At 48.7% G+C, this 24,640-nt stretch carries 16 protein-coding genes; 15 read left to right on the forward strand and 1 reads right to left on the reverse strand.

The features are described from left to right. Positions 1-20: 20 nt before the first annotated feature. Positions 21-1,079, reverse strand: a complete 1,059-nt coding sequence (locus tag OB236_RS19560) for a bifunctional 3-deoxy-7-phosphoheptulonate synthase/chorismate mutase (protein WP_262685505.1) — start codon at positions 1,077-1,079, stop codon at positions 21-23. Between the two features lie 685 nt (positions 1,080-1,764). On the opposite strand from OB236_RS19560, the gene OB236_RS19565 reads away from it, so the two are divergent. From OB236_RS19565 to OB236_RS19635, 15 genes are all read left to right on the forward strand, one after another. After that, positions 1,765-3,141 (forward strand): LLM class flavin-dependent oxidoreductase, encoded by a 1,377-nt coding sequence (locus OB236_RS19565; protein WP_262685506.1) that lies wholly within the window; start codon positions 1,765-1,767, stop codon positions 3,139-3,141. A gap of 52 nt (positions 3,142-3,193) precedes the next feature. Continuing rightward, positions 3,194-4,552 (forward strand): LLM class flavin-dependent oxidoreductase, encoded by a 1,359-nt coding sequence (locus tag OB236_RS19570; protein ID WP_262685507.1) that lies wholly within the window; start codon positions 3,194-3,196, stop codon positions 4,550-4,552. A gap of 120 nt (positions 4,553-4,672) precedes the next feature. After that, entirely contained in the window at positions 4,673-6,004 is a 1,332-nt protein-coding gene (locus OB236_RS19575; protein ID WP_262685508.1) for an ABC transporter substrate-binding protein, read from the forward strand. 28 nt (positions 6,005-6,032) lie between these two features. Further along, positions 6,033-7,364 (forward strand): LLM class flavin-dependent oxidoreductase, encoded by a 1,332-nt coding sequence (locus OB236_RS19580; protein WP_262685509.1) that lies wholly within the window; start codon positions 6,033-6,035, stop codon positions 7,362-7,364. Between the two features lie 105 nt (positions 7,365-7,469). Continuing rightward, positions 7,470-8,537 (forward strand): isocitrate/isopropylmalate dehydrogenase family protein, encoded by a 1,068-nt coding sequence (locus OB236_RS19585; RefSeq protein WP_262685510.1) that lies wholly within the window; start codon positions 7,470-7,472, stop codon positions 8,535-8,537. Positions 8,538-8,773: 236 nt separating this feature from the next. Beyond that, entirely contained in the window at positions 8,774-10,096 is a 1,323-nt protein-coding gene (locus tag OB236_RS19590) for an LLM class flavin-dependent oxidoreductase (RefSeq protein ID WP_262685511.1), read from the forward strand. 179 nt (positions 10,097-10,275) lie between these two features. Beyond that, positions 10,276-11,478: an LLM class flavin-dependent oxidoreductase gene (locus OB236_RS19595; protein WP_262685512.1), complete on the forward strand. Its 1,203-nt coding sequence runs from the start codon at positions 10,276-10,278 to the stop codon at positions 11,476-11,478. Positions 11,479-11,529: 51 nt separating this feature from the next. Beyond that, positions 11,530-12,555, forward strand: a complete 1,026-nt coding sequence (locus OB236_RS19600; RefSeq protein WP_262685513.1) for an aldo/keto reductase — start codon at positions 11,530-11,532, stop codon at positions 12,553-12,555. A gap of 325 nt (positions 12,556-12,880) precedes the next feature. Then, on the forward strand, positions 12,881-13,987 hold the full coding sequence (locus tag OB236_RS19605; RefSeq protein ID WP_262685514.1) for an ABC transporter ATP-binding protein: 1,107 nt from the start codon (positions 12,881-12,883) through the stop codon (positions 13,985-13,987). A gap of 33 nt (positions 13,988-14,020) precedes the next feature. Beyond that, complete coding sequence (locus tag OB236_RS19610) at positions 14,021-17,026, forward strand: extracellular solute-binding protein (RefSeq protein ID WP_262685515.1); 3,006 nt, start codon at positions 14,021-14,023, stop codon at positions 17,024-17,026. Next, a complete protein-coding gene (locus tag OB236_RS19615) occupies positions 17,016-18,005 on the forward strand; it encodes a carbohydrate ABC transporter permease (protein ID WP_262685516.1) in 990 nt (329 codons plus the stop codon). Before OB236_RS19610 ends, OB236_RS19615 begins: the two co-directional genes overlap by 11 nt. Before the next feature lie 305 nt (positions 18,006-18,310). After that, positions 18,311-19,213, forward strand: coding sequence for a carbohydrate ABC transporter permease (locus OB236_RS19620; protein ID WP_262685517.1), 903 nt, complete (start codon positions 18,311-18,313; stop codon positions 19,211-19,213). Positions 19,214-19,260: 47 nt separating this feature from the next. Next, a complete protein-coding gene (locus OB236_RS19625; RefSeq protein WP_408638503.1) occupies positions 19,261-21,372 on the forward strand; it encodes an SMP-30/gluconolactonase/LRE family protein in 2,112 nt (703 codons plus the stop codon). After that, positions 21,369-23,774 carry a DUF5696 domain-containing protein gene (locus tag OB236_RS19630; protein WP_262685519.1) on the forward strand — a complete coding sequence of 802 codons (2,406 nt, stop codon included), beginning with the start codon at positions 21,369-21,371 and terminating at the stop codon, positions 23,772-23,774. Before OB236_RS19625 ends, OB236_RS19630 begins: the two co-directional genes overlap by 4 nt. After that, the gene (locus OB236_RS19635; RefSeq protein ID WP_262685520.1) at positions 23,771-24,637 is read left to right on the forward strand and encodes a carbohydrate ABC transporter permease; all 867 of its coding nucleotides are present in this window, start codon (positions 23,771-23,773) and stop codon (positions 24,635-24,637) included. The genes OB236_RS19630 and OB236_RS19635 overlap by 4 nt, the downstream gene beginning before the upstream one ends. Positions 24,638-24,640 lie beyond the last annotated feature (3 nt).

Genomic DNA, 24,640 nt, shown 5'->3' on the forward strand with positions numbered 1-24,640 from the left:
TGATAGCGAATGCGAATAAACTATATTTGGAGCTCCGTGTGGAAACGATGGAACTCTTCGATATTGAGCTGCTGGGCTGCATCGGACAAGGCAGTGGCGGGGTCGGGATGTACCTCCACCATGATGCCATCTGCACCCGCGGCCAATGCGGCTTTGGCGCAAGGAGCGAATATATCTTTGCGGCCAGTTGAATGGGTGACATCCACCAGAACCGGCAGATGGCTCTCCTGCTTCAGAATCGGAACTGCCGATATATCCAGAGTATTGCGTGTTGCCTTCTCATACGTCCGAATTCCGCGTTCGATCAACATCACTTGCGTGTTGCCACCAGCTAAGATATATTCTGCTGCATGAAGAAATTCCTCAATAGTAGCGGCAAGGCCACGCTTCAACAGGATGGGTGTGCGTACTTGGCCTGCGGCCTTTAGAAGCTCGAAGTTCTGCATGTTACGCGCACCAATTTGAATGACGTCAATATATTCGCTTGCCAATTCGATATGGGCAGGATCGACGATTTCGCTAATGGTCTTAAGCCCGAATTCGCTTGCTACCTCCTTCAAAATTTTCAACCCCTCTATCCCTAACCCTTGAAAATCATACGGGGACGTTCTTGGTTTGAATGCGCCGCCGCGCATGACGGTAACCCCCGCTTGCTTCAATGCGGCAGCTACTTGACGCACCTGCTCATAGCTTTCGACAGAACAAGGGCCGGCGATCAGAACCGGCTTTCCGCCTCCAACGGTTATATCTCCAAGGGTCACAATAGTATCTGCCTTCTGGTTTTTTCGGCTGACCAGTAATGGTTTTTTATGACCCGTTCGTTGAGATTCCATAGTGGCCTGGAAAATTTGCTTGAACAGCTGGCTAATGGTTTCGTGATCCAAAGGCCCGGTGTTACGGGCGACGAGCTCCTCCAGCATTTGCTTCTCCCTTACAGGATCGAACCCAGGAATGCCGTGCTTCTCTTTCAGATGCCCAATCTCCTGAGCAATCTGTGCCCGTTCCGACAACAAATCCAGCAGTTGTTGATTGATTCCTGTTAATTTTCCCCTTAATTGCTCTAAATAAATTTGATCCATTCTCATTCGCTCCCTTTAAATATGATTTTTGACAAACAAAAAGACTCCTCATCGCAAGGGACGAGAAGCCGTGGTACCACCCTAATTAGAACGACAGTTCCTGTACTAACAGGAATGTTATTCTCACTTTAGTCCCTTAACGTAGGGAGTTACGGGTATCCTTAAGAGATGCCAGTATGCAGGCAGCCGTTCAGGAACCAGCTCGGGAGTGAACTTCGACGGGTCGTTCGATCGGGTGCTTTCAGTCGGTGGCACTCCGTCCCTGTAATGAATCGATTACCGTGTACTCTTTCCGTCATCGCTTGTTTTGCAATGAAGTTGTACTTGATTATTATGCATTCTAAATCATTTTTGGAATATTGCAAGCATGTGGTTTAACGCTGATTCGCGTTATCGTTGTGACGTGTACAAGGGGCTGCATGTAAGCCTACAGACCGATTTGTATATTTCTTAGCGGAACACATCTTGACAAAATTGTAATTTCGATGGTAAGTTTATAACCAAGTATTCGCATACGAATTTTATAAATTGATAGGAAAACCGGACCACCGGAAACCAGCCTCGGCTTGTTTCTGGTTTTTTTGCATTCTGGGAAAATGTGTACTAGAAGTAGAAGTAGGAATGAAGGTTATTGGACAGCGTGTTGGTGCGGTGACTTTAATTTGCAGAGCGGAGTGTGAGAGATATGAGTGAAACGGAACGAAAGATACGTCTTAATGTGTTTGTTCGCATTGCAGGGCACCATGCGGGGGGATGGAAACATCCTGATGCGGAGCCTGAGCGGGATTTGGACATTGACAAGTATGTGGAGCTGGCTCAATTGGCAGAACGAGGGCTAATCGATTCACTATTCATGGCGGACAATTATTCGGGGACGGGCAGAAGGCTGGAGCCATTCACGCTGCTCTCGGCGCTGGCGGCAGTAACGACCCATATTGGTTTGATCGGAACGGTAAGCACGACCTATAATGATCCGTTTCATGTTGCGAGAAAGTTGGCATCGTTAGATCACTTGAGTAAAGGGCGTGCTGCCTGGAATATCGTAACAGGGCATTCACCAGAGGACGGCAACAATATTACGAGATGGGGAGGTTACCCAGAGCCCAGCAAACGCTATGAAATTGGCGATGAGTTCGTTGAGGTCACCAAGCAGCTGTGGGATAGCTGGGATGAAGATGATGTAACGAGCAGCAGCGCGCGGAATCTGCAGGTCAATCATACTAATATTCATGAGATTGATTTTAAAGGCACTTATTTTAATGTAAAGGGACCGCTGAATATACCTCGACCTCCGCAAGGCTATCCGGTTCTGGTGCAGGCAGGTTCCTCGGAAGCTGGCAAGGAATTGGCGGCCAAGCATGCCGAGGTGATCTTTACTGCACAGCAGACGCTCGGAGCCGCGCAAGAGTTTTATACCGATGTCAAATCCAGATTGGCGAAGTATGGAAGAAATCCGGATCAATTGCTCATTATGCCTGGACTGGGATCGATTGTTGGCGAGACCGAAGCAGAGGCCAAGGATCTGGAGGATGATTTATTTTCTTTGTTGAATCTGGAAAGCTCCTTAAAGCAGGCCTCACGTTTTTTCTCGGTCGATCTGTCCGAGTATGCGTTGGATGACCGGGTACCACTCGACAAGGTTAAGCCTGAGGATGGCAGCCGGAACGGAGGCATTACAAGCCGGCGTGAGGTTGTGCTCGACGCCGTGCGCAGAGATAATTTGACGATCCGACAATTTTTAAATCGCAGTGCTGGTGGCCATGGTCACGTTACTTATCGGGGGTCCTATTTGCAGGTAGCCGATTTTATTGAAACGTGGCTGCGGGAGCGTGGAGCTGACGGTTTCAATTTATTGCCGCAGGTTGTGCCGCACAGTCTGGAAACCTTCATCAATAAGGTAATACCCGAGCTGCAAAATCGCGGTATTTTTCGGACTGCATATGAGGGTGCCACATTACGTGAAAATTTTGGACTGACGCGCCCTGTGAACAAAAATCGGGAAATATGGACAGCCAGACACCACCCAGCAGTGAAGGATACCGCTTACGAGCCAGCTCAATAGGTTGGAGAGAAATCTGCTTTACGCACGACTATGATGATATGAGGTGAATGAATTGACTGATTCTTCCAGAAAGGCCCATTTTAATGTATTTATCCGTGGTACCGGACATCATGCGGCTTCTTCCAAGCACCCGTTAGTCAATCCGAACGCTGGCCTTGATCTGGCGCATTTTGCCAATCAGGCGCGAACTGCCGAACGGGGACTGCTGGATTCTCTGTTTGTCGCGGACGGTTATGCCGGTTTATCCCGAGGGTTCGAGCCGTTCACGCTGTTCTCTGCGCTTGCCGCGCTTACGAAGCATATTGGTTTCATTGCTACCGTCGGAACGACCTATAACGACCCTTATCATGTTGCCCGTCAGTTTGCCTCGTTGGACCACATCAGCAAAGGACGTGCTGCCTGGAATATTGTAACAGGAGCTCAATCTGCCGCACACAATTTTGGTCGGGATGAGCACCCGGATGTGGAACAGCGCTATAAGGTGGGTGAGGAATTTGTAGATGTCGTCAAGCAGTTGTGGGATAGCTGGGAAGAAGATGCGCTCGTGTATAACAAAGAAAAGGATATTCGCCTTGATTCGAGTAAGGTCTATAACATCAACTTTCAGGGAGAATATTACAAAGTAAAAGGTCCGCTCAATATTCCGCGTCCGCCGCAGGGATATCCTGTGCTTGTTCAGGCTGGATCTTCGGAAGGCGGCAAGGAGCTGGCGGCAAGGACGGCAGAAGCGATCTTCACCGCTCAGCAAACGCTTGGCGCTGCGCAGGAGTTTTATAAAGATGTGAAGGGTAGGCTGGGCAAATTCGGAAGAAAGACGGATCAATTGCTGATTTTACCCGGGCTTTGCCCGATTATTGGCGATACGGAAGCGGAGGCCAGGGACCTCGAAGAGGAGCTGTTCACGCTGCTGGACACACAGAACGCGCTGCGTAACCTGTCACGCTTCTTTACGGTGGATTTATCTGAATATCCATTGGATGCACCCGTGCCGATAGACAAGCTGAGGCCAGCAGAGGAGTTCAGAGTAGGGATCACTTCAAGGCGTGACGTGATTATCGATGCTGCGATTAGAGATAAATTTACAATCAAACAATTCATTAGTCGGAGTGCCGGAGGCCATGGGCATATTACCCACACAGGTTCTGTTCTGCAAATAGCTGACTTTATTGAGAAGTGGTTCCGCGAAGGCGGAGCTGACGGCTTTAATATTTTGCCGCCAATTTTCCCGACCGGTCTGGATGCCTTCGTGGACAAGGTAATACCGGAGCTGCAAAATCGCGGAATTTTTCGCACGGCCTATGAAGGCAGGACGCTGCGGGAGAATCTTGGTTTGGCAAGACCGGATAACCAGCACAATAAAATCTGGGCAGCCAACAACCAAACAATCGAAGCACAAGAGGCAGCGAGATAGCTGTTGTAATAGGATCATGAATCATACACTTCCAGACAACTGGGGACATGCTTAATACCATGTTTCCGGTTATTTTTCATGTCAATGAACAAACGACTGAACCAAAGGAGCCTGTTGAGGATGAATACAACCAAATCGGCACTTGCTATTATTGTAGCTTTATCTGTTCTAATCACGGCCTGCTCCAAAGATGGGAAGAGGACTGACGAGCAGAATCAGCAGTCGTTATCAGACAAGCCTGTGGAAATTACCGAGCCGGTTAATCTGATTTTTTATGTGAGTGGGGCGACCTTTACGGCTACTGAATTCAAAAACCAGATCAAGGACCCGGTTGAAAAGAAATTTAAACATATAACGATTGACCGGCTGGAGCCACCTTCTACGGTGACGGTCCCGGAATTATTTTCATCAGGTACCGTTCCAGATCTTGTTTTTGGAGACAATTATCATACGTTAAAAAAGCTTAAGGTAGTCGAGGATTTGCGTCCGTGGTTTAAAAAATATAATTTTGACGAAAGTCGGATCAAGCCCTATTTGACTGGCTATATTCATTCGTTCGGCGACAACGGCGAGATTTATGGCGTTCCTTACAATTCCAATCAGCACATTTTGTATTACAATAAGGACGTTTTTGATAAATTCGGTGTTCCGTATCCGTCAGACGAGCAGATGACCTGGGAGCAGGCTCTGGACCTGGCCCGCCAGCTGACACGGACAGAAAATGGGGTACAGTATATCGGTCTGGACGCCGAAGGCCTCACCTATTATTCACGAAGCTTGGCGCTGGCGACGATTGATCCGATAACGGGCAAATCCTTGCTTGGCAGCCCGGAATGGCTGCGGGTATTCAATATCACGAAGGCTAACTTTGAAATTCCCGGCTTCCTCCCTAAGGACAACACCAAATATTTGTGGGGCAGGGATGTCTTTATGAAGGATCGGACGATGGCGATGCGGCCGGCCTGGTTAGCTAATATGGTTGGGCCGATGGAGGAGCTGCGACAGCAGGGAATTGATGTGAACTGGGATATTGCGCCGATTCCTACCTTTGCCGATCAGCTCGGCAAAACACGGGAGACCCAGGTTCATTCCATCACAATGACCAGTCTCAGTAAGAAAAAAGACGCCGCCTTCCAGGTTATTCAATACCTGCTGTCAGATGAAGCGCAGCGAATTATTTCGCGCAACGGCAGGGTGCCTGCGATTATTAACCCTGAGCTGGAGAAGGAATATGGGGCAGAGGTAGGCACTTTGAAGGGGAAGAAAATTCAAAATATTTTTGTGGGGACGCCACTGCAAACACATAAATCCAATCCATTCGAAACGGATATTGCCAAATATATGACCGAAGCGAATCTGGATTTGGCCCATGGTCTCGATGTCAATTCGACGATTCGCAAAGCGTCTGAAAACATCGATAAAGAGGTTGAAAGGCTGCAAAAAAATCAATAATAATGATCCAAAAGGAGAGGTGGATTAGATGAGTACATCCGAACGTAAGCTGCATTTGAACGCTTTTATCCGTGGAGCCGGGCATCATGAGGCGGCATGGAGGCACCCGGACACACATCCGGAGCTATCGCTTGATATTCAACATTTCATTCAACTGGCTCAGACCGCAGAGCGCGGCCTGCTCGACTCGCTCTTTCTGGCTGATGGTTATGTGGGCAAGACGAACAAGCTGGAGCCGTTCACGTTTTTGTCTGCGCTTGCAGCCGTTACCCGGCATATCGGACTGATTGCCACAGTCAATACGACGTACAATGAGCCCTTCCATATTGCGCGCAAATTCGCTTCCCTCGATCATATCAGCCATGGACGTGCTGGCTGGAACATCGTAACCGGATCAGGCTCCGCAGAGGCGAATTTCGGCAGGGACGAACACCCGGAGCACTCTCTTCGCTATGAAACCGCAGAAGAATTCGTTGAGGTGACAAAGCAGTTGTGGGATAGCTGGGAGGACGATGCGCTGGTTTATGATAAACAGTCAGGTACCCAGTTTGCCCATGGTAAAGTCCACGAAATCAACTTCAAGGGAAAGTATTATTCTGTAAAGGGTCCCCTGAACATACCGCGTCCACCTCAAGGCTATCCAGTGCTTGTGCAAGCAGGCTCCTCTGAAAGCGGAAAGGAATTGGCGGCCAGGACAGCCGAGGTTATATTCACAGCGCAGCAGACGTTTGCGGACGGCAAAGCCTTTTATACAGATGTTAAATCGCGGTTAGCCAAGTATGGACGAACACCGGAGCAGCTGCATATATTACCGGGAATCAGTCCGATTCTGGCGGATACGGAAGCCGAAGCGAGAGAGATTGAGCGGGAGCTGGACAATCTGATAGATACAACGGATGCTGTGAAAAGGTTATCCTCTCGCTTTGGTGTTGATTTATCGGAGTATCCGATAGATGGCCCGGTTCCCCTGCATGAAGCGAAGGAGCTTGAAGAGGTCAATGGCAATAAAAGTCGTCATCAGCTTGTAATCGATCTGGTCCGCAATGAGAATTTGACGATCCGTCAACTGGTACAGCGTCTTGCTGGTGCAAGGGGTCATCTTACCTTTACAGGGACTCCCTTGCAAATGGCTGATGTGATGGAGCATTGGTTCAAAAATGGGGCTGCTGATGGTTTTAACGTGATGCCGCAGCTATATCCGAGCGGATTGGATGTATTTGTGGAACAAGTTATCCCTGAACTGCAAAACCGCGGCTTATTCCGAACCGCCTATGAGGGTCAAACACTGCGTGAAAATCTGGGTCTGGTTCGACCGGCAAATTTGCACCAAATTCCTAATCTTGCCGTGAAGCAGAGCTGATACGATAGCATAAGAGCTCGTCTATTTATTGCCAACCCTCTGGTAGAAATGGCTGCGGGGTGTTATGATTGGCAGCATTCATGTCAATGACAAGGAGGAGTTCCAATGACTGCGTATACAATTGGCGTTTTGCCGGGGGATGGGATTGGACCGGAAATCGTTCAGGCTACGGTCGAAGTGTTGACGGCTGCATCGAAAGTCGTGCCGAATGTTGAGCTTAACTGGCTGGAGCTACCAATGGGCTGGTCTGCGATCAGGGAGTACGGCGATGCACTGCCTCTTCTCACGAAGGAGGCACTCGGAAGCTGCGATGGCTGGATAATTGGACCTCACGATTCCTCATCCTACCCACCGGAGCATCAGGAAAAGCGCAATCCAAGCGGCGAGCTGCGTCACCATTTTGATTTGTATGCCAATATCCGTCCGAACAAAACGATTCCGGGAATCGAGAGTGTAGTGGGTGTTGCGGACCTGGTTATTTACCGTGAAAACACGGAGGGCTTTTATCCGGATCGTAATCTGTATGCAGGCACAGGAGAGTGGCTGGTTACCCCTGATGTAGCTATATCGGTGGGTGTATTTACGCGGAAGGCTGCCGAACGTATCGCCCATGCTGCTTTCCAGATGGCGATGAAGCGGAGCAAGCACGTGACCATTGTCCACAAGGCTAATGTGATCAAACTCGGTTATGGTTTGTTCTTAAGCACCTGCCGTGAGGTGGGGGCTCAATACCCGGAAGTCAGGGTGGACGACTATCATATTGATGCGATGGCTGCACATCTGGTGCGGCGTGCAAAGGATTTTGACGTCATTTTGACAACAAATATGTTTGGCGATATTCTCTCCGACTTGGCAGGTGAGCTGGTGGGGAGCCTTGGACTAGCCCCTTCGATTAATGCAAGCGATGATAGAGCGATGGCGCAGGCGGCCCACGGATCGGCACCGGACATTGCAGGACGCAATATCGCTAATCCGATCGGAGAGCTGCTCTCCGCTGTGATGCTGCTGGACTGGCTTAGCAATCGGCATAACGATCCTGCGCTTTATCAATTGGGACGACTTATTGAACAGGCAATATTAAGTGCGATTGCGGACGGTGTACGGACACAGGATCTGGGCGGCTCGGCTTCAACGATTGCATTTACACAAGCAGTTATCAGAAAGCTGGTTTGACGTTAACTGGGATTGGTTCTTATAAATTATTCCAAATAAATGTTGCGAAACCTTATTGACACAGAACATAAGGGGTGCTATATTTCAAACTACAGTAACAGCATAGGAATAATAAACATTGTATGACCAACTACCGGACAACCGGAGATCTGGCTTTTATAAGCTATGTCTTCGGTTTTTTCATGTGGACCTATGATGGACAGAGATCAATAACATGAAAGAAAGGGGCGGGGATGATGAGTACAACCAAACGTCAAGTACACCTGAATGTTTTTTTGCGGGGAGCCGGTCATCACGCAGCGGCATGGCGGCACCCAGACACTCACCCGGAACTGGGATTTGATTTTCGCTATTATTTAAAGCTGGCACAGATCGCAGAGCGGGGTTTGCTGGATTCATTATTTATGGCAGACGGCTATGTAGGAACCGGCAGAAGGCTGGAACCTTTCACGCTGCTCTCGGCATTGGCTTCTGTGACCGAGCATATCGGATTGATCGGCACTGTGGGGACAACGTACAACGAGCCCTATCATGTGGCGCGTAAATTTGCATCGCTCGATCATATCAGCGGGGGGCGGGCCGGATGGAATATTGTTACCGGACATACGGATGCGACTGCATACAACTTCGGCCGTGAGGAGCATCTGGAGCATTCCAAGCGTTATGAGGCTGCTGAGGAATTTGTCGAAATAACGAAGCAGCTCTGGGATAGCTGGGAGGAGGAGGCGCTTGTCTTTGATAAGCAGTCCGGCGTTCAGTTTGATGAAACCCGCCTGCATGAAATCAATTTCAAAGGCAAGGTCTACAAGGTCAAAGGACCGCTTAATATTCCACGTCCTCCGCAAGGCTATCCCGTACTGGTTCAGGCGGGTTCCTCGGAGAGCGGGAAAGAACTGGCTGCGAAGACGGCTGAAGCTATTTTTACAGCACAGCCTACATATGGGGAAGGTAAGGCATTTTATACAGATGTCAAAGCCAGATTGGCTAAATATGGCCGCACCCCGGAGCAGCTCGTGATTTTGCCGGGACTAAGTCCGATTATAGGCGATACCGCAGCTGAAGCCCAGGATCTGGAGGATGAATTGAACGCATTTAATAATGTCGAGGATGCCGTAGACAAGCTGTCTGAGCGGTTCGGCGTTAATTTGTCGGGTTACCCCATTGATGGTCCATTTCCTGTGTCTGCATTTGACAGCGCCAAAGGGATAGATTCGGTCAATGGCAGCAAAAGCCGTCATCAGCTTATTCTGGATTTGATCCGCAAGGAGAACCTGACGATTCGTCAGCTTGTGAATCGTCTTGCCAGCGGTCGTGGGCACTTAACCTTCACAGGTACGCCTATTCAGCTCGCTGATGTGATTGAACATTGGGTTACCCACGGTGCCTCCGATGGATTTAACTTAATGCCGCCGCTTTATCCGAACGGATTGGAGGCTTTCGTTGACAAAGTAATCCCCGAGCTGCAGAACCGAGGTCTATTCCGTACGAGCTATGAAGGGAAAACTTTGCGTGAAAATCTGGGGCTTGTACGTCCGGCCAACAGCTTGCTTCATGCATAGGCATTAAATAGTTAAAAAATATCATTGCCATATTGGCAGTGCTATGGTAAAGTGATCAAATTCATACTAAAACTATAGGAATAATAAATTGCGATGACCAGACCACTGGAAGAGCACAACACTTTGTTGTGCTCTTTTTGTTTAAAATCGCAGACTGGATTCAAAGGAGTGAGGAGAAGATGGTTCAGCATCAAGCCATTGAGCCGGAATTCGGGTGGTATATGCCAACAAGAGGAGATGGCCCATTTATTGGCGTCAAGCCTGATCGTGTCGTGGATACCGCCTACATGATACGTGTTGCACAAGCTGTGGAGGAGGCTGGCTACACCTTTGCTTTGATCCCAACAGGCGGGCATTGCACGGATGCCTGGATTATGGGAGCGACACTGGCCGCACATACGAAGGTGTTCAAGCCGCTGGTAGCTATGCGTCCAGGCTTAATCGCTCCTGCGCTAGCTGCAAGGATGGGAGCAACGCTCGATGAAGTGACAGGAGGCAGGGCGCTGATCAATATCGTGACAGGCAGCTCTGCTGAGGATATGAAGGCTATGGGGGATTCGCTGGCCTTTGACAAGGATGCCAGATACGCACGTACGTTGGAATATATCAAGATCGTCCGCCAGCTGTGGATTAATTCTCAGCAGGTTGAAGGGAATCAAATACTGGCTTCCCGTGGCAAGAGTCAGGAAGTGGAGCCATTTGACTTCAACGGCCAGTATTTTCAAATTGAGGGTGGAGTCAGCTATCCACCACCTGTGCAAAAGCCGCATCCACCGTTTTATTTTGGCGGCAGCTCTCCTGCAGCGAAGCGAACCGCAGCCGAGATTGCCGATGTATATCTGATGTGGGCGGAGCCGCTTGAATGGATCAAGGAGCAGATCGATGAAGTGGAATATCACCGCGATGTGCTGCACAGGACGCAGGGGATTGATCGCAACATCCGCTATGGCATCAGAGCGCAGGTAGTTATTCGCGAGACGGAGGAAGAGGCTTGGGCAGCAGCCAAGCTGATTGTAAGCAAAGTCGATCCTGCGACGCTGCAGGAAACAGAGGCAAGGTTTTCACAGGCCGAGTCGGCTGGACAGCAGAGGCAAAATCAGGTGCGGAGGCAGTCGGCCAAACATGATTATGTTATTGCCCCCAACTTCTGGGCAGGGCTATCTGTCGTACGCGGAGGTGGTGCAATGGCCTTTGTTGGCACACCGGATCAGGTTGCGGATCGTTTGATTGAATACATCGATATCGGCGTCTCCTCCTTTATTCTCTCAGGCTATCCGAATCTGGAGGAAGCATCGATTTCCGGCAAAGCATTGATCCCTGCTGTAAAGAAAAAGCTGCAGGAGCGTGCTGCTGTCACCAACAAAGATAGTTTCGTATCATAACGCATTCATAAATATAAATAACCCATACCTATCTATAAGGAGTGTTTAATCATGAGTATCAATCTTAGAAAATTTGGCAGAACCGGTTTAAAGGTATCCGAGGTCAGTCTCGGCACCATGGCATTTGGACGCTGGATCAGCGAGCAGCAATCGGCCACGGCACTGGACGCTGGTATTAACCTGATTGATACCGCAGATGTGTACGGCACGGGTTCGGATCGCAACAATCCGCTGGAGGGCGGCCAATCGGAAACGATTCTTGGCAACCTGCTCGGAGAACGCAGACACCGTATCATTTTGGCAACGAAGGTTCACGGTCGAGTAGGACTGGAGCCCAATGACGCAGGACAGAGCCGTTATCACATTCTTCGCGCGGTTGAAAACAGTCTTAAACGCCTGAAAACGGATTACATTGATTTGTACCAGGTACACCGCTTTGACGAACAAACGCCACTTGAGGAATCCTTGAGAGCTTTGGACGATCTGGTCCGTCAAGGAAAGGTTAGATACATCGGTGCTTCCAATTACGCTGCATGGCAAATTGCCAAGGCTCATGGTATCTCGGCCCGCTTAAACCTTCACCGATACGAAAGCGTACAACCGGAATACAGCATTATTGCCCGCGATATTGAAAAAGAGCTGCTGCCTTTTGCCGCTTCCGAAGAAGTTGGTGTCATTGTGTACAGTCCGCTTGGACGTGGTTTGCTGACCGGCAAATACAACTTTGAGCAAGCTCCGCCGGAAGGAACTCGTGGAGCAGCTGGCGAGAAACGTCTGCAAGTGCTGCTTGATGAAGAGCGCAACTTCCGAATTGTTGAGCAGTTGAAAGGGATTGCCGAGCGCAAGGGCTGGTCATTGGCTCAGTTGGCACTAACATGGGTTGTGAGTAGACCGCATATTACGTCCGCTATTCTGGGTGCTTCCAGTGCGTTGCAAGTCACAGAATCGGTGCAACATGTAGGTGAGAAGCTCTCGGCTGAGGAGCTTGCCGAGATCGATGTTATTACGAGCGAAGCGGCAGGTTCCGGCCAAGGTGTATTGGCGATTAAAGAACCCGCAAGTACAGCAAAAGGTTGATCAGGAAGCATCGGATGATCAGAAGTTCGGTGAATAAAGAGCGGAGTGGGCGGAATCGTTCTGGAGAAGCGAAGTGTTCGCCTACACGCTTTCTGTAAGAAAGCGACTTCGGAAGCCTACGCTGTCTTTGGATTTCTACAGCTAAATGTCTTGTATAATCAAGAAATCTGAAGACAACAGCTGAGAGTTTGCCTAAGCAAACTGGCTTCGGAAGCATAACCTCGGAGGAATGATCCGCCCGCGCAGCGGAGACTTATTCACCGTACTTCGAGAAGAGTGGTGACAAGCTGCAGAGCGACAGGTCCGACAAGAGGGAGTGGTGATAATGGCGGAAATTGTGATTAATCATTTATACAAGCGGTATGGCAAGGATAAGCATCCGGTCGTTCACGATTTCCATCTGGACATCAAAGACAAGGAATTCCTTGTCTTTGTAGGTCCATCCGGCTGCGGCAAATCAACGACATTGCGGATGATTGCCGGGCTTGAGGACGTCACGGAAGGCGAAATTTATATTGGCGACACGCTGGTGAACAACCTGCCTCCCAAGGATCGGGACATCGCAATGGTTTTTCAAAACTATGCCTTGTACCCGAATCTGAGTGTCTACGAGAATATTGCCTTCGGTCTCAGGCTGCGCAAGCTGCCCAAGCATGAAATCGATCTGGCGGTGAAAAAGGCGGCGCGTGTGCTGGAGATTGAGCAATATCTGGACCGCAAGCCCAAAAATTTATCAGGAGGTCAGCGTCAGCGTGTTGCGTTAGGTCGTGCGATTGTGCGTAATCCCAAAGTGTTCCTTATGGATGAGCCCCTCTCCAATCTGGACGCGAAGCTGCGGGTGCAGATGCGTACGGAAATTATCAAGCTTCACAAAACGCTGGGTGTCACCTTCATCTATGTAACACACGATCAGATCGAAGCGATGACGATGGGTGATCGGATTGTGGTGATGAAGGACGGCGTCATCCAGCAGGTGGATACTCCGGAAACGATCTATAGATACCCGAGCAATACCTTCGTTGCCAGCTTCATCGGTTCACCTCAAATGAATTTTATCGATGGGCGCATTGTGGAAAATGTTCCGGGCAAGCTGGAGTTTTCCACATCTCGCTTTACATTGGAAATTCCTAATGATTTGGTACCGATCCTGGTTAAACACAATCAGATTAATCGGACGTTAACGCTTGGAATCCGGCCGGAAAATATTAATTTGGAAGGTCTTTACTCCGATGCGATTTTAACCGGTGTGTATAAGCTCAGTGAATTGATGGGTGCGGATCGATTCCTTCATCTGGATATCGGTCAGGATAAGCTGCTGGTCGTTCGGGTCAATCCGGGATTCCAGGCCAAAGAAGACGAGAAGGTTCGGCTTTCTCCAGATATGACGAAGGCCTTATTTTTCCATAGAGATACCGGAACCAGGTTTGTTTAAATCACATTTGTCATCGGGAAGGGAGTGTACGCTTTGTTGTCCATTCATTTTACTAAACACGCTCGGAAGCGAATCCTGCCCGTTGTGTTAGCTTACGTCTTGGGAGCGATAAGCCTCCTGCCTGCGGAAGGGACAGCTCCGGTGGCAAATGCGACAGCTATTAAGCAGGAGCAGCAGCCCCCGACTGCTGTCACACCACAAGCTGCCAAAGCAACGGATGCCAAAACCATAAATAGCCCTGACTTCGAGCTTTATTATGCAGATGTTCTGCAAACGTGGAAGCAGCAGGGAGCTCAGGATGCAGCTAACTCCGTTACCATTAAAGCTGCAGCACCTGCGGCACGCTCTGAGGGTTCAATCTTTTCTACAGGCAGCTTGGAGGGAAAAACGGACGTTTTGCTATGGAAGGCAGCTTCTACAAGCTGGGTGGAATACCAGTTTAACGTATCCGCAAAGGGCTTATACGAATTTCAGGCTTCTTATCGTCCGCTTCCGGGTAACGGGGTCGGCAATCCAATCGCATGGGACGTAACACTTGATGGGAAGCATCCCTTTCGGGAGGCTTCATCGATTACATTTTACAGGGAATGGAAGGACGCGCGTCCGATCCTGAAAAATGACGATGGAGACGAAGTCAGACCCCGTTCGATTGAAGCGCCGGCTTGGCGTATACAACCGTTTATTGACTCGGAAGGCGCGTATGCGAATCCGTTAAAGTGGTATCTCACCGAGGGCGTTCATACGATCAGACTCAGTGGAAACGAGCCAGTCGCTATAGAGGAGCTGCGAATCGTACCTCCCGAAAAGCTCAAGCCTTACGCAGGAGTGGCTGCTGCTTATCCACAATCCAAGCCTGTTGAAGCACAAGCCTTGACTCTACAGGCCGAGGATATGGCTTTGAAGAATGATACTTCGATCAAGCTGTTTTCCGATACCGACCCGCGGACCGTTCCTGTTGCCAAGGGTAGAATCACCTACAATACGGTAGGAGCCAAAAGATGGATGTATCAGAATCAGGAAATTACGTGGAATTTCGAGGTGCCGGAGACAGGTAAATACAAGCTCGCACTGCGATCCCTGCAAAATCAAATTTCGCAAAAGTCCTCCTTCCGCAGAATCAAGATTGATGACAAGGTTCCATTTGAAGAGTTCCTTATGTATCGTTTTCCCTACAATTCGAGCTGGAAGGGAACTGTCCTTGAACAGCCTGACGGCAAGCCCTACGAGCTGTTTCTGGAAAAAGGCAAGCATACATTGTCGATAGCTGTGACTGGAGCTCCAATCAAGCCGATTCTGATCGGAATTGATGAATTGTCGCAGCGGCTTCGGTCTATCGATCAGGATTTAAGAGCGCTCACGGGTGGTTTGATTGATAGAAACCGCACCTGGAAGGTGGATCAGGAGCTGCCTGATCTGGCAGGTCGTTTGGATGAAACTGCCAAGCTGATGGATAGCTTGTCCGGGCAGCTGCTGCTGGTGAACGGAAGTAAGGACAGCATTATCCAGGGCTTCAGCACGTCCGCGCAGGATATTCGCGAGCTGCTGAAGAAGCTGGATGATGTACCTTATTATGCCGATCAAATTACAAGTATTAATGAAAAGATTAGTAATTTCATTGAACAACTGCTGCAGCAGCCATTGCAGCTGGATGAAATCTACATAGCTCCATTGGAAAAACCGTTTCCAGAGATGGAGGCTTCCTGGATTTCGCAAATAGCGGGTTCAGTCACGAATTTTTTCTACTCCTTCCAATCGCGGGACAGCTTGAGTGATCTGGATGAACGTGTATTAAACGTCTGGGTGCAGCGCGGTCGTGACTATGTAGATCAACTGCAGCAGCTCACGGATGAGGTATTCACAGCGGATACGGGTATTAAGGTGAAGGTTAACCTGCTGCCTACGCCACAACTGCTCGTCATGTCCAATGCAGCAGGCATTCAGCCGGACGTGGCGCTTGGCTTAACGCAGGATTTGCCTGTGGATTATGCGATTCGCGGAAGTGTCACGGATTTATCAAAGTTCCCTGATTTTGCGAATATTTATAAGCAGTACAGCCCTGGGTCCTGGCTGCCGCTGCATTACAATAAGGGATATTATGCGATCCCGGAAACGCAGTCGTTTCAGGTACTCTTTTATAGAAAGGATATTTTAAAGCAATTGGGCCTGGAAATCCCGCAGACGTGGGATGATGTGTATGCACTGCTGCCGGTTTTACAGCAAAATTCTTTGAATTTTTATATGAATCCGAAGGATTATACACCGTTTTTTTATCAGAATCATTCGGAGTTTTATGAGCCTCCGGGCTTGCGAACGGCGCTGGATACGCCGCAGGGCTTTAAATCGTTCAAGCAGTGGACCGACCTGTATAATACGTACGCAGTGGAAAAAGAGGTCCCGAGCTTTTACCAGCATTTCCGCAGAGGAACGATGCCAATTGGTGTCTCGGATTACAATATGTATGTACAGCTGACCGCTGCAGCACCTGAGCTCAATAACCGCTGGGGAATTGCCGAAATTCCCGGGGTGAAGCAGCCGGACGGAACCGTTGAGCGGTGGGCCGGAGGCGGGCAGAGAACAGGTGTTATTTTTGAAAAGTCCAAGAAAAAGGATCAGGCCTGGAAATTCATGCAGTGGTGGGTTTCTCCAGAGACCCAGGCACGGTATGGCAACGATATCGAAGCGGTGAACGGCGTCGCTTTCCGCTGGAATACATCCAATGCTCAGGCGTTCACCAAGCTGCCATGGAAGCAGGAGGATGCCAACGTTATTCTCAAGCAGTGGAGCTGGTACAAGGATGTACCCAACCTGCCAGGCGGATATTTTCTGGAAAGAGAGATTACGAATGCCTGGCTGCGGGCTGTTGTGGATGGCACGAATTATCGAAGCTCACTGGAAACGGCTGTTCTGGACATCGACAGGGAGCTCAGGCGCAAGCAGCAGGAATTCGGTTATGTCGATCAGGATGGACGTGTAATCAAAACTTTGGATTTGCCGGTGATTAATAAGCCGTGGGAAGGGGTTAACGCCTATGTTAAATAAAATCTCAAATGTCGCGATCAGCACGCCCGTCAAGGCGTCTGCAAAGCCACAGGTGGAGCCGCAAGAGAGCAGACTTGGCAGCCTGCTCTCGGAAATATGGGCGTATCGTCTATCCTATCTCTTTATTGCACCGTTCATGCTGTGCTTCACCGCCTTTATTTTTATCCCTGTGCTTGCGGCGGTGGGCTTGAGCTTCACTTATTTTAATGCGATTGAACAGCCGAGATTTATCGGATGGCAAAATTTTCAGTATTTGATTTCCCAGGATCTGCTGTTCTTGAAATATGCACTGCCCAATACATTCAAATTTGCGCTTATCGTCGGGCCAGGGGGATATATTGCAGCTTTTTCACTTGCCTGGTTGATTACCCAGCTGCCCGATTCACTGCGCAGATGGTTCGCGCTTGCGATGTATACACCATCCCTGACAATTGGAATTGCGATGTCGATCGTCTGGCTGCCTATGCTGACGGGTGATAGAATCGGCTATTTGAACAGTATACTGCTGCAGCTTGGGTTCATTGATGTACCTAAGCTGTGGGTAACGAGTAAAGACTATTTAATGAATTCGATGATTGTGGTCACGCTCTGGTCCAGTATGGGCGTCGGCTTTCTGGCCATGCTGGCAGGTATTCTCAATGTGAACAAGGAACTGTATGAGGCAGGGCGTCTGGATGGCATATCCAGCAGAATACAGGAAATCTGGTTCATCACGATTCCGTCGATGAAGCCGCAGATGCTGTTCGGAGCGGTGATGGCTATTGTCGCGACGTTCAAAGCGGGAGCGATTGGTGTGGAGCTGTCCGGTGTGAATCCGACGCCTGAATACGCAGGTCATTTGATTATTAATCATATCGATGATTATGGGTTTATCCGTTTTGAAATGGGCTATGCAGCAGCGATTTCGGTATTTCTGTTGATCTTGATGTATGTGTCCAACAAATTGAGCTGGACGTTGTTCGGTTCAGCCGACGATTAATCGAAGTCCGGTGAATAAGTCCCGCTGCGCGTCCAAATATCCTTCCGAGAAGATGCTTACGAAGCTAGTTTGCTAACAAACTCTCAGCTGTTGTTTTCGTATTTTTATCATTTTATAAGAGATTTAGCGGTAAAAGTACGGAAACAAAGGCGAGCGCTAACGCTTCTCCAGGATCATTTGGCCGCTCCGCTCATTATTCCCCGGACTTCTATTAATGCTTACGAAGAAAGTTTTCTTAAAGGAAAACTCAATTGAATGCTTACGATGCAAGTTTTCCATACGGAAAACTCTAAGGAGGTTGAAAGATGACAACATTGCGCGTGCCCTGGAAGCTTTCCCGTGTATTCCGCAAAAGACCCCGGCTGCAAAGAATGGACACGTTTCAAAAAATATTGATCGTTCTGATGGTTCTCTTGTCCATCTTTATGCTGCTGCCTATCGTATATATTTTGAATCATGCTCTGAAGCCTTATCATGAATTGTTTGTGTATCCGCCTAATATTTTTGTCAGGGAGCCTACCCTGCAGAATTTTACGGAGCTGTTTCTGGTAGCTGCCAACTCCACGGTGCCGATTACCCGTTATTTGTTTAACAGCGTGCTCATATCGGTTGCAGCTGTGGTTGGTGTTACGCTGGTGAGTGCAATGTGCGCTTATCCAATTTCCAAGCATAAATTTCCGGGTCACCGCTTTGTGTTCAGCCTTATTCTGCTGACGCTGATGTTCGCTCCCGAGGTGATGCAAATTCCGCGATATCTGGTCGTCAGCCATCTCGGCATTATGAACACCTATTGGGGGCATATATTACCGCTGCTTGCAATGCCGGTAGGCGTTTTTTTACTTAAGCAGTTTATCGATCAGCTGCCGAACGAACTGCTGGAGGCGGCGAGAATTGATGGAGCAGGTGAAATTCGAGTGTTTTTGCGAATTGTTATTCCGGTGTGCATGCCGGCTGTAGCGACCGTAGCGATTTTGACGTTTCAAAATTCCTGGGGGAACGTGGAAACCTCTCAGCTGTTTATGCAAAATGATGAAATGAAAAACTTTCCGTTTTTTCTGAGCACATTAACGAACAATGCAGCCAATATTGTAGCCCGTCAAGGCGCTGCAGCAGCAGCGGCTTTAATTATGTTCGTGCCCAACCTGCTGATCTTCCTGTTCTTCCAGGGAAAGGTGATCTCTACGATGGCGCATTCCGGTATTAAATAAGAAAGGAGGACGACTTCTTGCGCTCGTATCTTATCAAACAGCTTCTACTGATCCTGCTTGCGGCTATTATCTCGACGGTATTCATTCGACCGGCGGAAATCCTTGCCTATACGCCATATAACACGAATTACAAGGATGGCTACGATCAATTGGTCTGGACCCAATCTGCCTACAATCCGGTTGCGGCTCTTGGGCGCGAGATTTATATTCCTGACCCGAAAAAGCCGGATCAGCTGATCTTTTCACCGCTTAAGCAAGCCCAGGATCTGTTTATAGATGACAAGGATCAGATTTATATTGCGGATACCGGGAACAACCGGATTGTCCATCTGGATGAAAAGGGGAATCTGGTTCGTATTTTGGACGTTAAGGAAAGTCCGCTGAATAAGCCGCAAGGACTGTTCATCGATCCCAAAGGAACGATTTATGTTGCCGATACGGGGAACAAGCGTGTGGTTAGCCTTGATAAAGATGGCAAGCTCATTCGTGAGTTTAAGCGTCCTGAATCCAAGTTTCTTCCAGCATCGTTCAAGTTTGATCCGGTGAAGCTGGTCGTCGACAAACGTGGATTTCTATATATAGCGGCACTTGGCGGCTATCAAGGGCTTGTCCAGCTGGACCCGACAGGCAATTTTCAAGGCTTCTTTGGTGCCAATACGACAAGTTTTTCCTTAATCGACATGTTCAAAAGGCTGGTATATACACGGGAGATGTACGTACGTGAAATCAGTAAGCTGCCCGGCTCGATAGCGAGCGTGACGGCCGATCAGGATGGCATGATTTATACGGTTTCCAAGGATGTGGAGTACGGACAAATCAAGAAGCTGAATATCGCAGGTCTGGACCAGCTGGAAAGCAAAGGCGATTTCGCCAAGAGCGATAAGAAAACGTCTTATGGGGAAATGGCCTTTTTTGACTTCCAGAATCGCGTGCCTTTATTGTCGGATTTAACGGTAGATCTTGATGGCAACATTACCGTGATTGATTCGAAGCTGAAGGTTGTGAACCAATATGACAGCTCCGGTAACTTGCTGTTCTTCTGGTGGGGCGACGACAATGCGGTAACGACCAAGCTGGGCTTGGTCAAGACACCTACGGCCATTACGACCAACTCTAAGAACGAATTGTTTATTCTCGACGGCGAAAACAATTTTGTTCAATCGTTCCGGCTTTCTGAATTTGGCGCCTTGGTGCACAAGGCCAACCATTTGACACAGGAAGGCAAATATGAGGAAAGTGAAGCGCTGTGGGCGGAGGTCAATCGGCTTAACGCCTATTATACGCCTGCGATTTTGGGGCTGGCGAAGGCCGCTTATAAAAAAGGCGACTATACCCGAGCCCAGCAGCTGTTTTATGAAGCGGGTCAGGCGCAAGGCTATTCGGATGCCTTTTGGCAAAACCGTCTGGTCTGGTTCCAAAAGAACTTCGGCGTGCTGATGAATGTCATTATAGCGGTTTTCATCGTGCTGTTTATTTTGGAAAAGTGGAGCAAGCGAAGCGGTTGGCGGCAAAAGTGGCGTCAGCGTAAGCGCAGTGAAAGTTTGCTTGTACAGCAGCTGGGGCAAGCCTTTTATATATTAAAGCATCCGATTGACGGGTTTGGAGGGCTTCGCTACGAAAACAAAGCAGGAGCCTGGAGCAGCCTGATTATATGGATATTGGCTATGGCATCCTACTGCATCATGCAGGCAGGTATCAGCTTTATTTTTAATCCGGCTGTTATTCTTGAAGTTAACTTGCTGACGATAGCCGTTCAATTTCTGGCGATATGGCTCGCATGGGTCATTTCCAACTATTTGATTTCTTCGATTTTACGTGGAGAAGGTCGATTCCGTGATGTTGTTTATGGAAGCACCTACGCCTTATTTCCATTGGTGCTGGTCGGATTGCCGTTAACGATCCTCTCCAATGTGATGACATTAAATGAAAGCTCGATTTATTATTTTCTGTACTTTGGTTTATTTGTCTGGATTGGCCTGCTGCTGTTCTGGAAGGTGCAGAGCTTGCAAAATTACAGTATAGGAGAAACGTCAGTGAGCGTCGTGCTATCGTTGATTACGATGACGGTGCTTGGCGTATTGATTTTTATTACGGTTGGATTAACGAAAGAATTGACGGATTTCGGTTATTCGGTCTTCCAGGAGGTAACGATTCGATGAGGCGTAAGCAGGTTTGGTATCGATCAGCAGCTGCGCTGATAATAGCTATGATAGTGGCCATTGCGCTGTTTCAACAGCCGGGAATTAATTGGTTGTATGCCGCCGATCAGAAGGAGAACAGTAAAACGGTACTTGGATCGGCGGCCCCGCAGCCTTCGAGTGGAAATGGCACGGTTGTGGCGTCATCCGCACCCGCAGCTTCGGTCCAAAATCCGACAGCGGCTGCTCCACCAGCAGCCCCTCCAGCATCGCAGCCAGCAGCGACCTCTGCTCCCGCCCCGCAGTCGGCTGGAGCGGCGAAGTCAGGGCTACCGGAAGAAGCGGGCTTTCGTGCCATAGCCGAATCGTCCGTGCTAAAGTTGTGGGTCCATGACGCGACAGCCCACTTCAAGGTGGAAAATAAGCAAACCGGACAAGTATGGCGTTCCTATCCGAATCCGGAGCAGTGGGCCAAGGAAACGATAACTGGAACGTGGCGAAATAACTTGTTATCACCGATTATGCTGGAATACATCGATGCGTCCAATTCCAAATCTCAGGCCAAAACAATTAGCTGGACGGAGGATAAAGGGGTTCTGGAAGGCTTCCAAACGACGCCGAACGGGTTCAAGGTCGTGTTCAATTTTACAGGCACGCAGTTTAAAATTCCGGTTGAGGTCAGATTGCAGGATGATTACGTAGATGCGGTTATTGTGGATCCGGATATTAAAGAAGGCAAGCTTAGTCTGCTGAATCTGAAGCTGTATCCGTTATTGGGAGCGGAGGCTTACAATGATAAGCAGGAGGGCTACCTGTTTGTACCGGACGGTTCAGGGGCGCTGATACGCTTCAAGCCGAATCAGGCCAATGATAAATCATTTTACCGTGCAAACGTATATGGTCCAGATAGTGGCTTCTTTAATGAAACGACAGCACGCAATCCGCTTAGAATCCCTGTATTCGGTTTGAAATCGGGAGCTCAGGGTCTGGTCGGAGTGATGGTTTCGGGTGAGGAATACGGCAAGGTATTCGCATCTCCGAATGGTGCCTTCGGACAATATAACTGGGTAACGACAGAATGGCAGTACCGTATCAAATTTTTCCAAAATACGAGCAAAAAAGCGCAAACCGGATTTTTCACCTACAGTAAGGATCGTTTTACAGTTCCGGAGCGCAAGACTCGCTATTATTTCCTTGCACCGGACAAAAGCGATTACGTCGGAATGGCAGAGACATACAGGACCTATCTGGTTAAAGACAAAAGTTTGAAGCCTGTTCAGCCCAAAAGCGGTGAGGTTCCCGTATATATCGACATCATTGGCGCTGATATCAAAAAGGGACTGCTGTGGGACAAATATTTGAAGGGGACGTCGACGGCTGAGGCTATTGATATGATCAAGAACCTGACCGCACGGGGGCTGAAAAATTTGACGGTTCAATATGCAGGATGGCAGCAGGATGGCTACAGCTCGCATGGCGGTCTGTTCCCCGTGGATTCACGAATAGGGGGCAATGAGGGGATGCAGCAATTTATCCAGTACGCTCATTCCCAGCAAATTCCGGTATACCTGACAGCCAACTATACATTGAATAATAATGGAAGAGACCGATTTTGGCCGATGTTTGACGGGCTTCGTGACTTGGCGGGCAAGGTAATCGAATTTGAAAATTATGCTAATCACGAAATGACAACGCTTGTGAGTCCGATCTTTACCGCTAGTGTGGCCCAAAAGGATTTGGGCAGCTACAAAGCGCTCGGTGCCGACGGTATATATTTCAATGAGGGTATCGGGCAATATTTGAATAGCGATTACAATAACAGCTATCAGGCAAGCCGCAGTGAGGTGTTGAAGAGTCAGCAGGCTATTCTTAAGCAGACGAAGGACACGCTTGGCAGCGTCCATGCGGAGAATGCTAATTTCTATACTTTGAATGAGGTTAACCATATTCACCGATTAGCTGATACTTACTCGTATGATATTTTTGTGGATGAATCGGTACCTTTTACGCAAATTGTGCTGCACGGCTTGATCACGTACACATCGGAATGGTCCAATTTACGTGAACAATATCGTACGGATTTCCTGCGCAGTATCGAATTGGGCGCTTATCCAGCTTATGTATTTACGAGTGCTCCATCCGGTACGATGAAAGGCGCCTATTCTGTCTGGTATTACAGTATGAATTATCGGGATTGGGAGGCGGCGGCTGCCGAGGAATATAAACGGTTTAATGAAGCGCTTGGTGATGTTCAGGATAAGCTGATCATCGGGCACAGGACGCTAGCTCCCAATGTCAAAGAAACCACCTACGAAGGTGGCAAAACCATCATCGTGAACTACAACGAGCAGGAATTCACGAATGGCAGTATTCGCGTTCCGGCCCAGGATTTTATTGTCGGTAAGAGGGGGGCGCAGCGATGAGCAAACTGAAACTTCAAGGAGCCACGCTCCGCAAATTGGAGGGGACGCTTTTTATTACTCCATGGGTAGTCGGTTTTCTGGCTTTTGTAGCCTTTCCTTTGGTGTTCTCCTTATACATGAGCTTTCATCGTGTAAAGGTGACGGTCAATGGGATTGAGACGATACCCAATGGCGTGGAATATTATCGTGAAATTTTATTTGCTGATGGCGGGCTGCTCTATGACGATTTGATTCCCTTTCTGCGTGAAGCGGCCGTAATGATCCCGATTATTCTTATATTCTCGCTGCTGATTGCGATTTTATTGAACCAGCAGTTTTGGGGAAGAACCTTTTTTCGAGTCGTTTTTTTCCTACCCGTTATTTTTTCATCAGGTCAAATTATACTGGAATTTATTAAACAGGGTGAAGGTACATTATCCTTTGTGGAATCTTTACGAATCGATTCGTATATTATTGAATATGTCCCCAAAACCTGGGTCGAACCGATCAATCATGTTATTAGTTCGTTTGTGCTTGTACTATGGTACTCCGGGGTGCAAATTTTGATCTTTCTGGCGGGGAGGCAGACGATTTCCTCCTCGGTGTATGAGGCTGCCCGTATTGATGGTGCAGATCCCTGGAATACATTTTGGAAAATTACGCTGCCGGGACTCATCCCATTTATATTTTTGAATTTGATCTTTACGGTTGTGGATTTGTTTACGTTCCCGACCAATCCGATTATTAGCAAGGTGACGACAGCCAATTATGGGTTGTCCAGCGCTCTGGCGTGGATTTATTTTATGATCGTGCTCGTATTCATCGGCATTGTCATGCTGCTCTACAGCCGGGTCGATAAAGCATTCAGCGGCAAACGCAGCTAGCAG

The sequence above is a fragment of the Paenibacillus baimaensis genome (assembly GCF_025567575.1).

Coding starts and splice junctions, on each gene's coding strand:
- OB236_RS19560 (WP_262685505.1), bottom strand. CDS start 1,079: ATGGATCAAATTTATTTAGAGCAATTAAGGGGAAAATTAACAGGAATC.
- OB236_RS19565 (WP_262685506.1), top strand. CDS start 1,765: ATGAGTGAAACGGAACGAAAGATACGTCTTAATGTGTTTGTTCGCATT.
- OB236_RS19575 (WP_262685508.1), top strand. CDS start 4,673: ATGAATACAACCAAATCGGCACTTGCTATTATTGTAGCTTTATCTGTT.
- OB236_RS19580 (WP_262685509.1), top strand. CDS start 6,033: ATGAGTACATCCGAACGTAAGCTGCATTTGAACGCTTTTATCCGTGGA.
- OB236_RS19585 (WP_262685510.1), top strand. CDS start 7,470: ATGACTGCGTATACAATTGGCGTTTTGCCGGGGGATGGGATTGGACCG.
- OB236_RS19590 (WP_262685511.1), top strand. CDS start 8,774: ATGAGTACAACCAAACGTCAAGTACACCTGAATGTTTTTTTGCGGGGA.
- OB236_RS19595 (WP_262685512.1), top strand. CDS start 10,276: ATGGTTCAGCATCAAGCCATTGAGCCGGAATTCGGGTGGTATATGCCA.
- OB236_RS19600 (WP_262685513.1), top strand. CDS start 11,530: ATGAGTATCAATCTTAGAAAATTTGGCAGAACCGGTTTAAAGGTATCC.
- OB236_RS19605 (WP_262685514.1), top strand. CDS start 12,881: ATGGCGGAAATTGTGATTAATCATTTATACAAGCGGTATGGCAAGGAT.
- OB236_RS19615 (WP_262685516.1), top strand. CDS start 17,016: ATGTTAAATAAAATCTCAAATGTCGCGATCAGCACGCCCGTCAAGGCG.
- OB236_RS19620 (WP_262685517.1), top strand. CDS start 18,311: ATGACAACATTGCGCGTGCCCTGGAAGCTTTCCCGTGTATTCCGCAAA.
- OB236_RS19630 (WP_262685519.1), top strand. CDS start 21,369: ATGAGGCGTAAGCAGGTTTGGTATCGATCAGCAGCTGCGCTGATAATA.
- OB236_RS19635 (WP_262685520.1), top strand. CDS start 23,771: ATGAGCAAACTGAAACTTCAAGGAGCCACGCTCCGCAAATTGGAGGGG.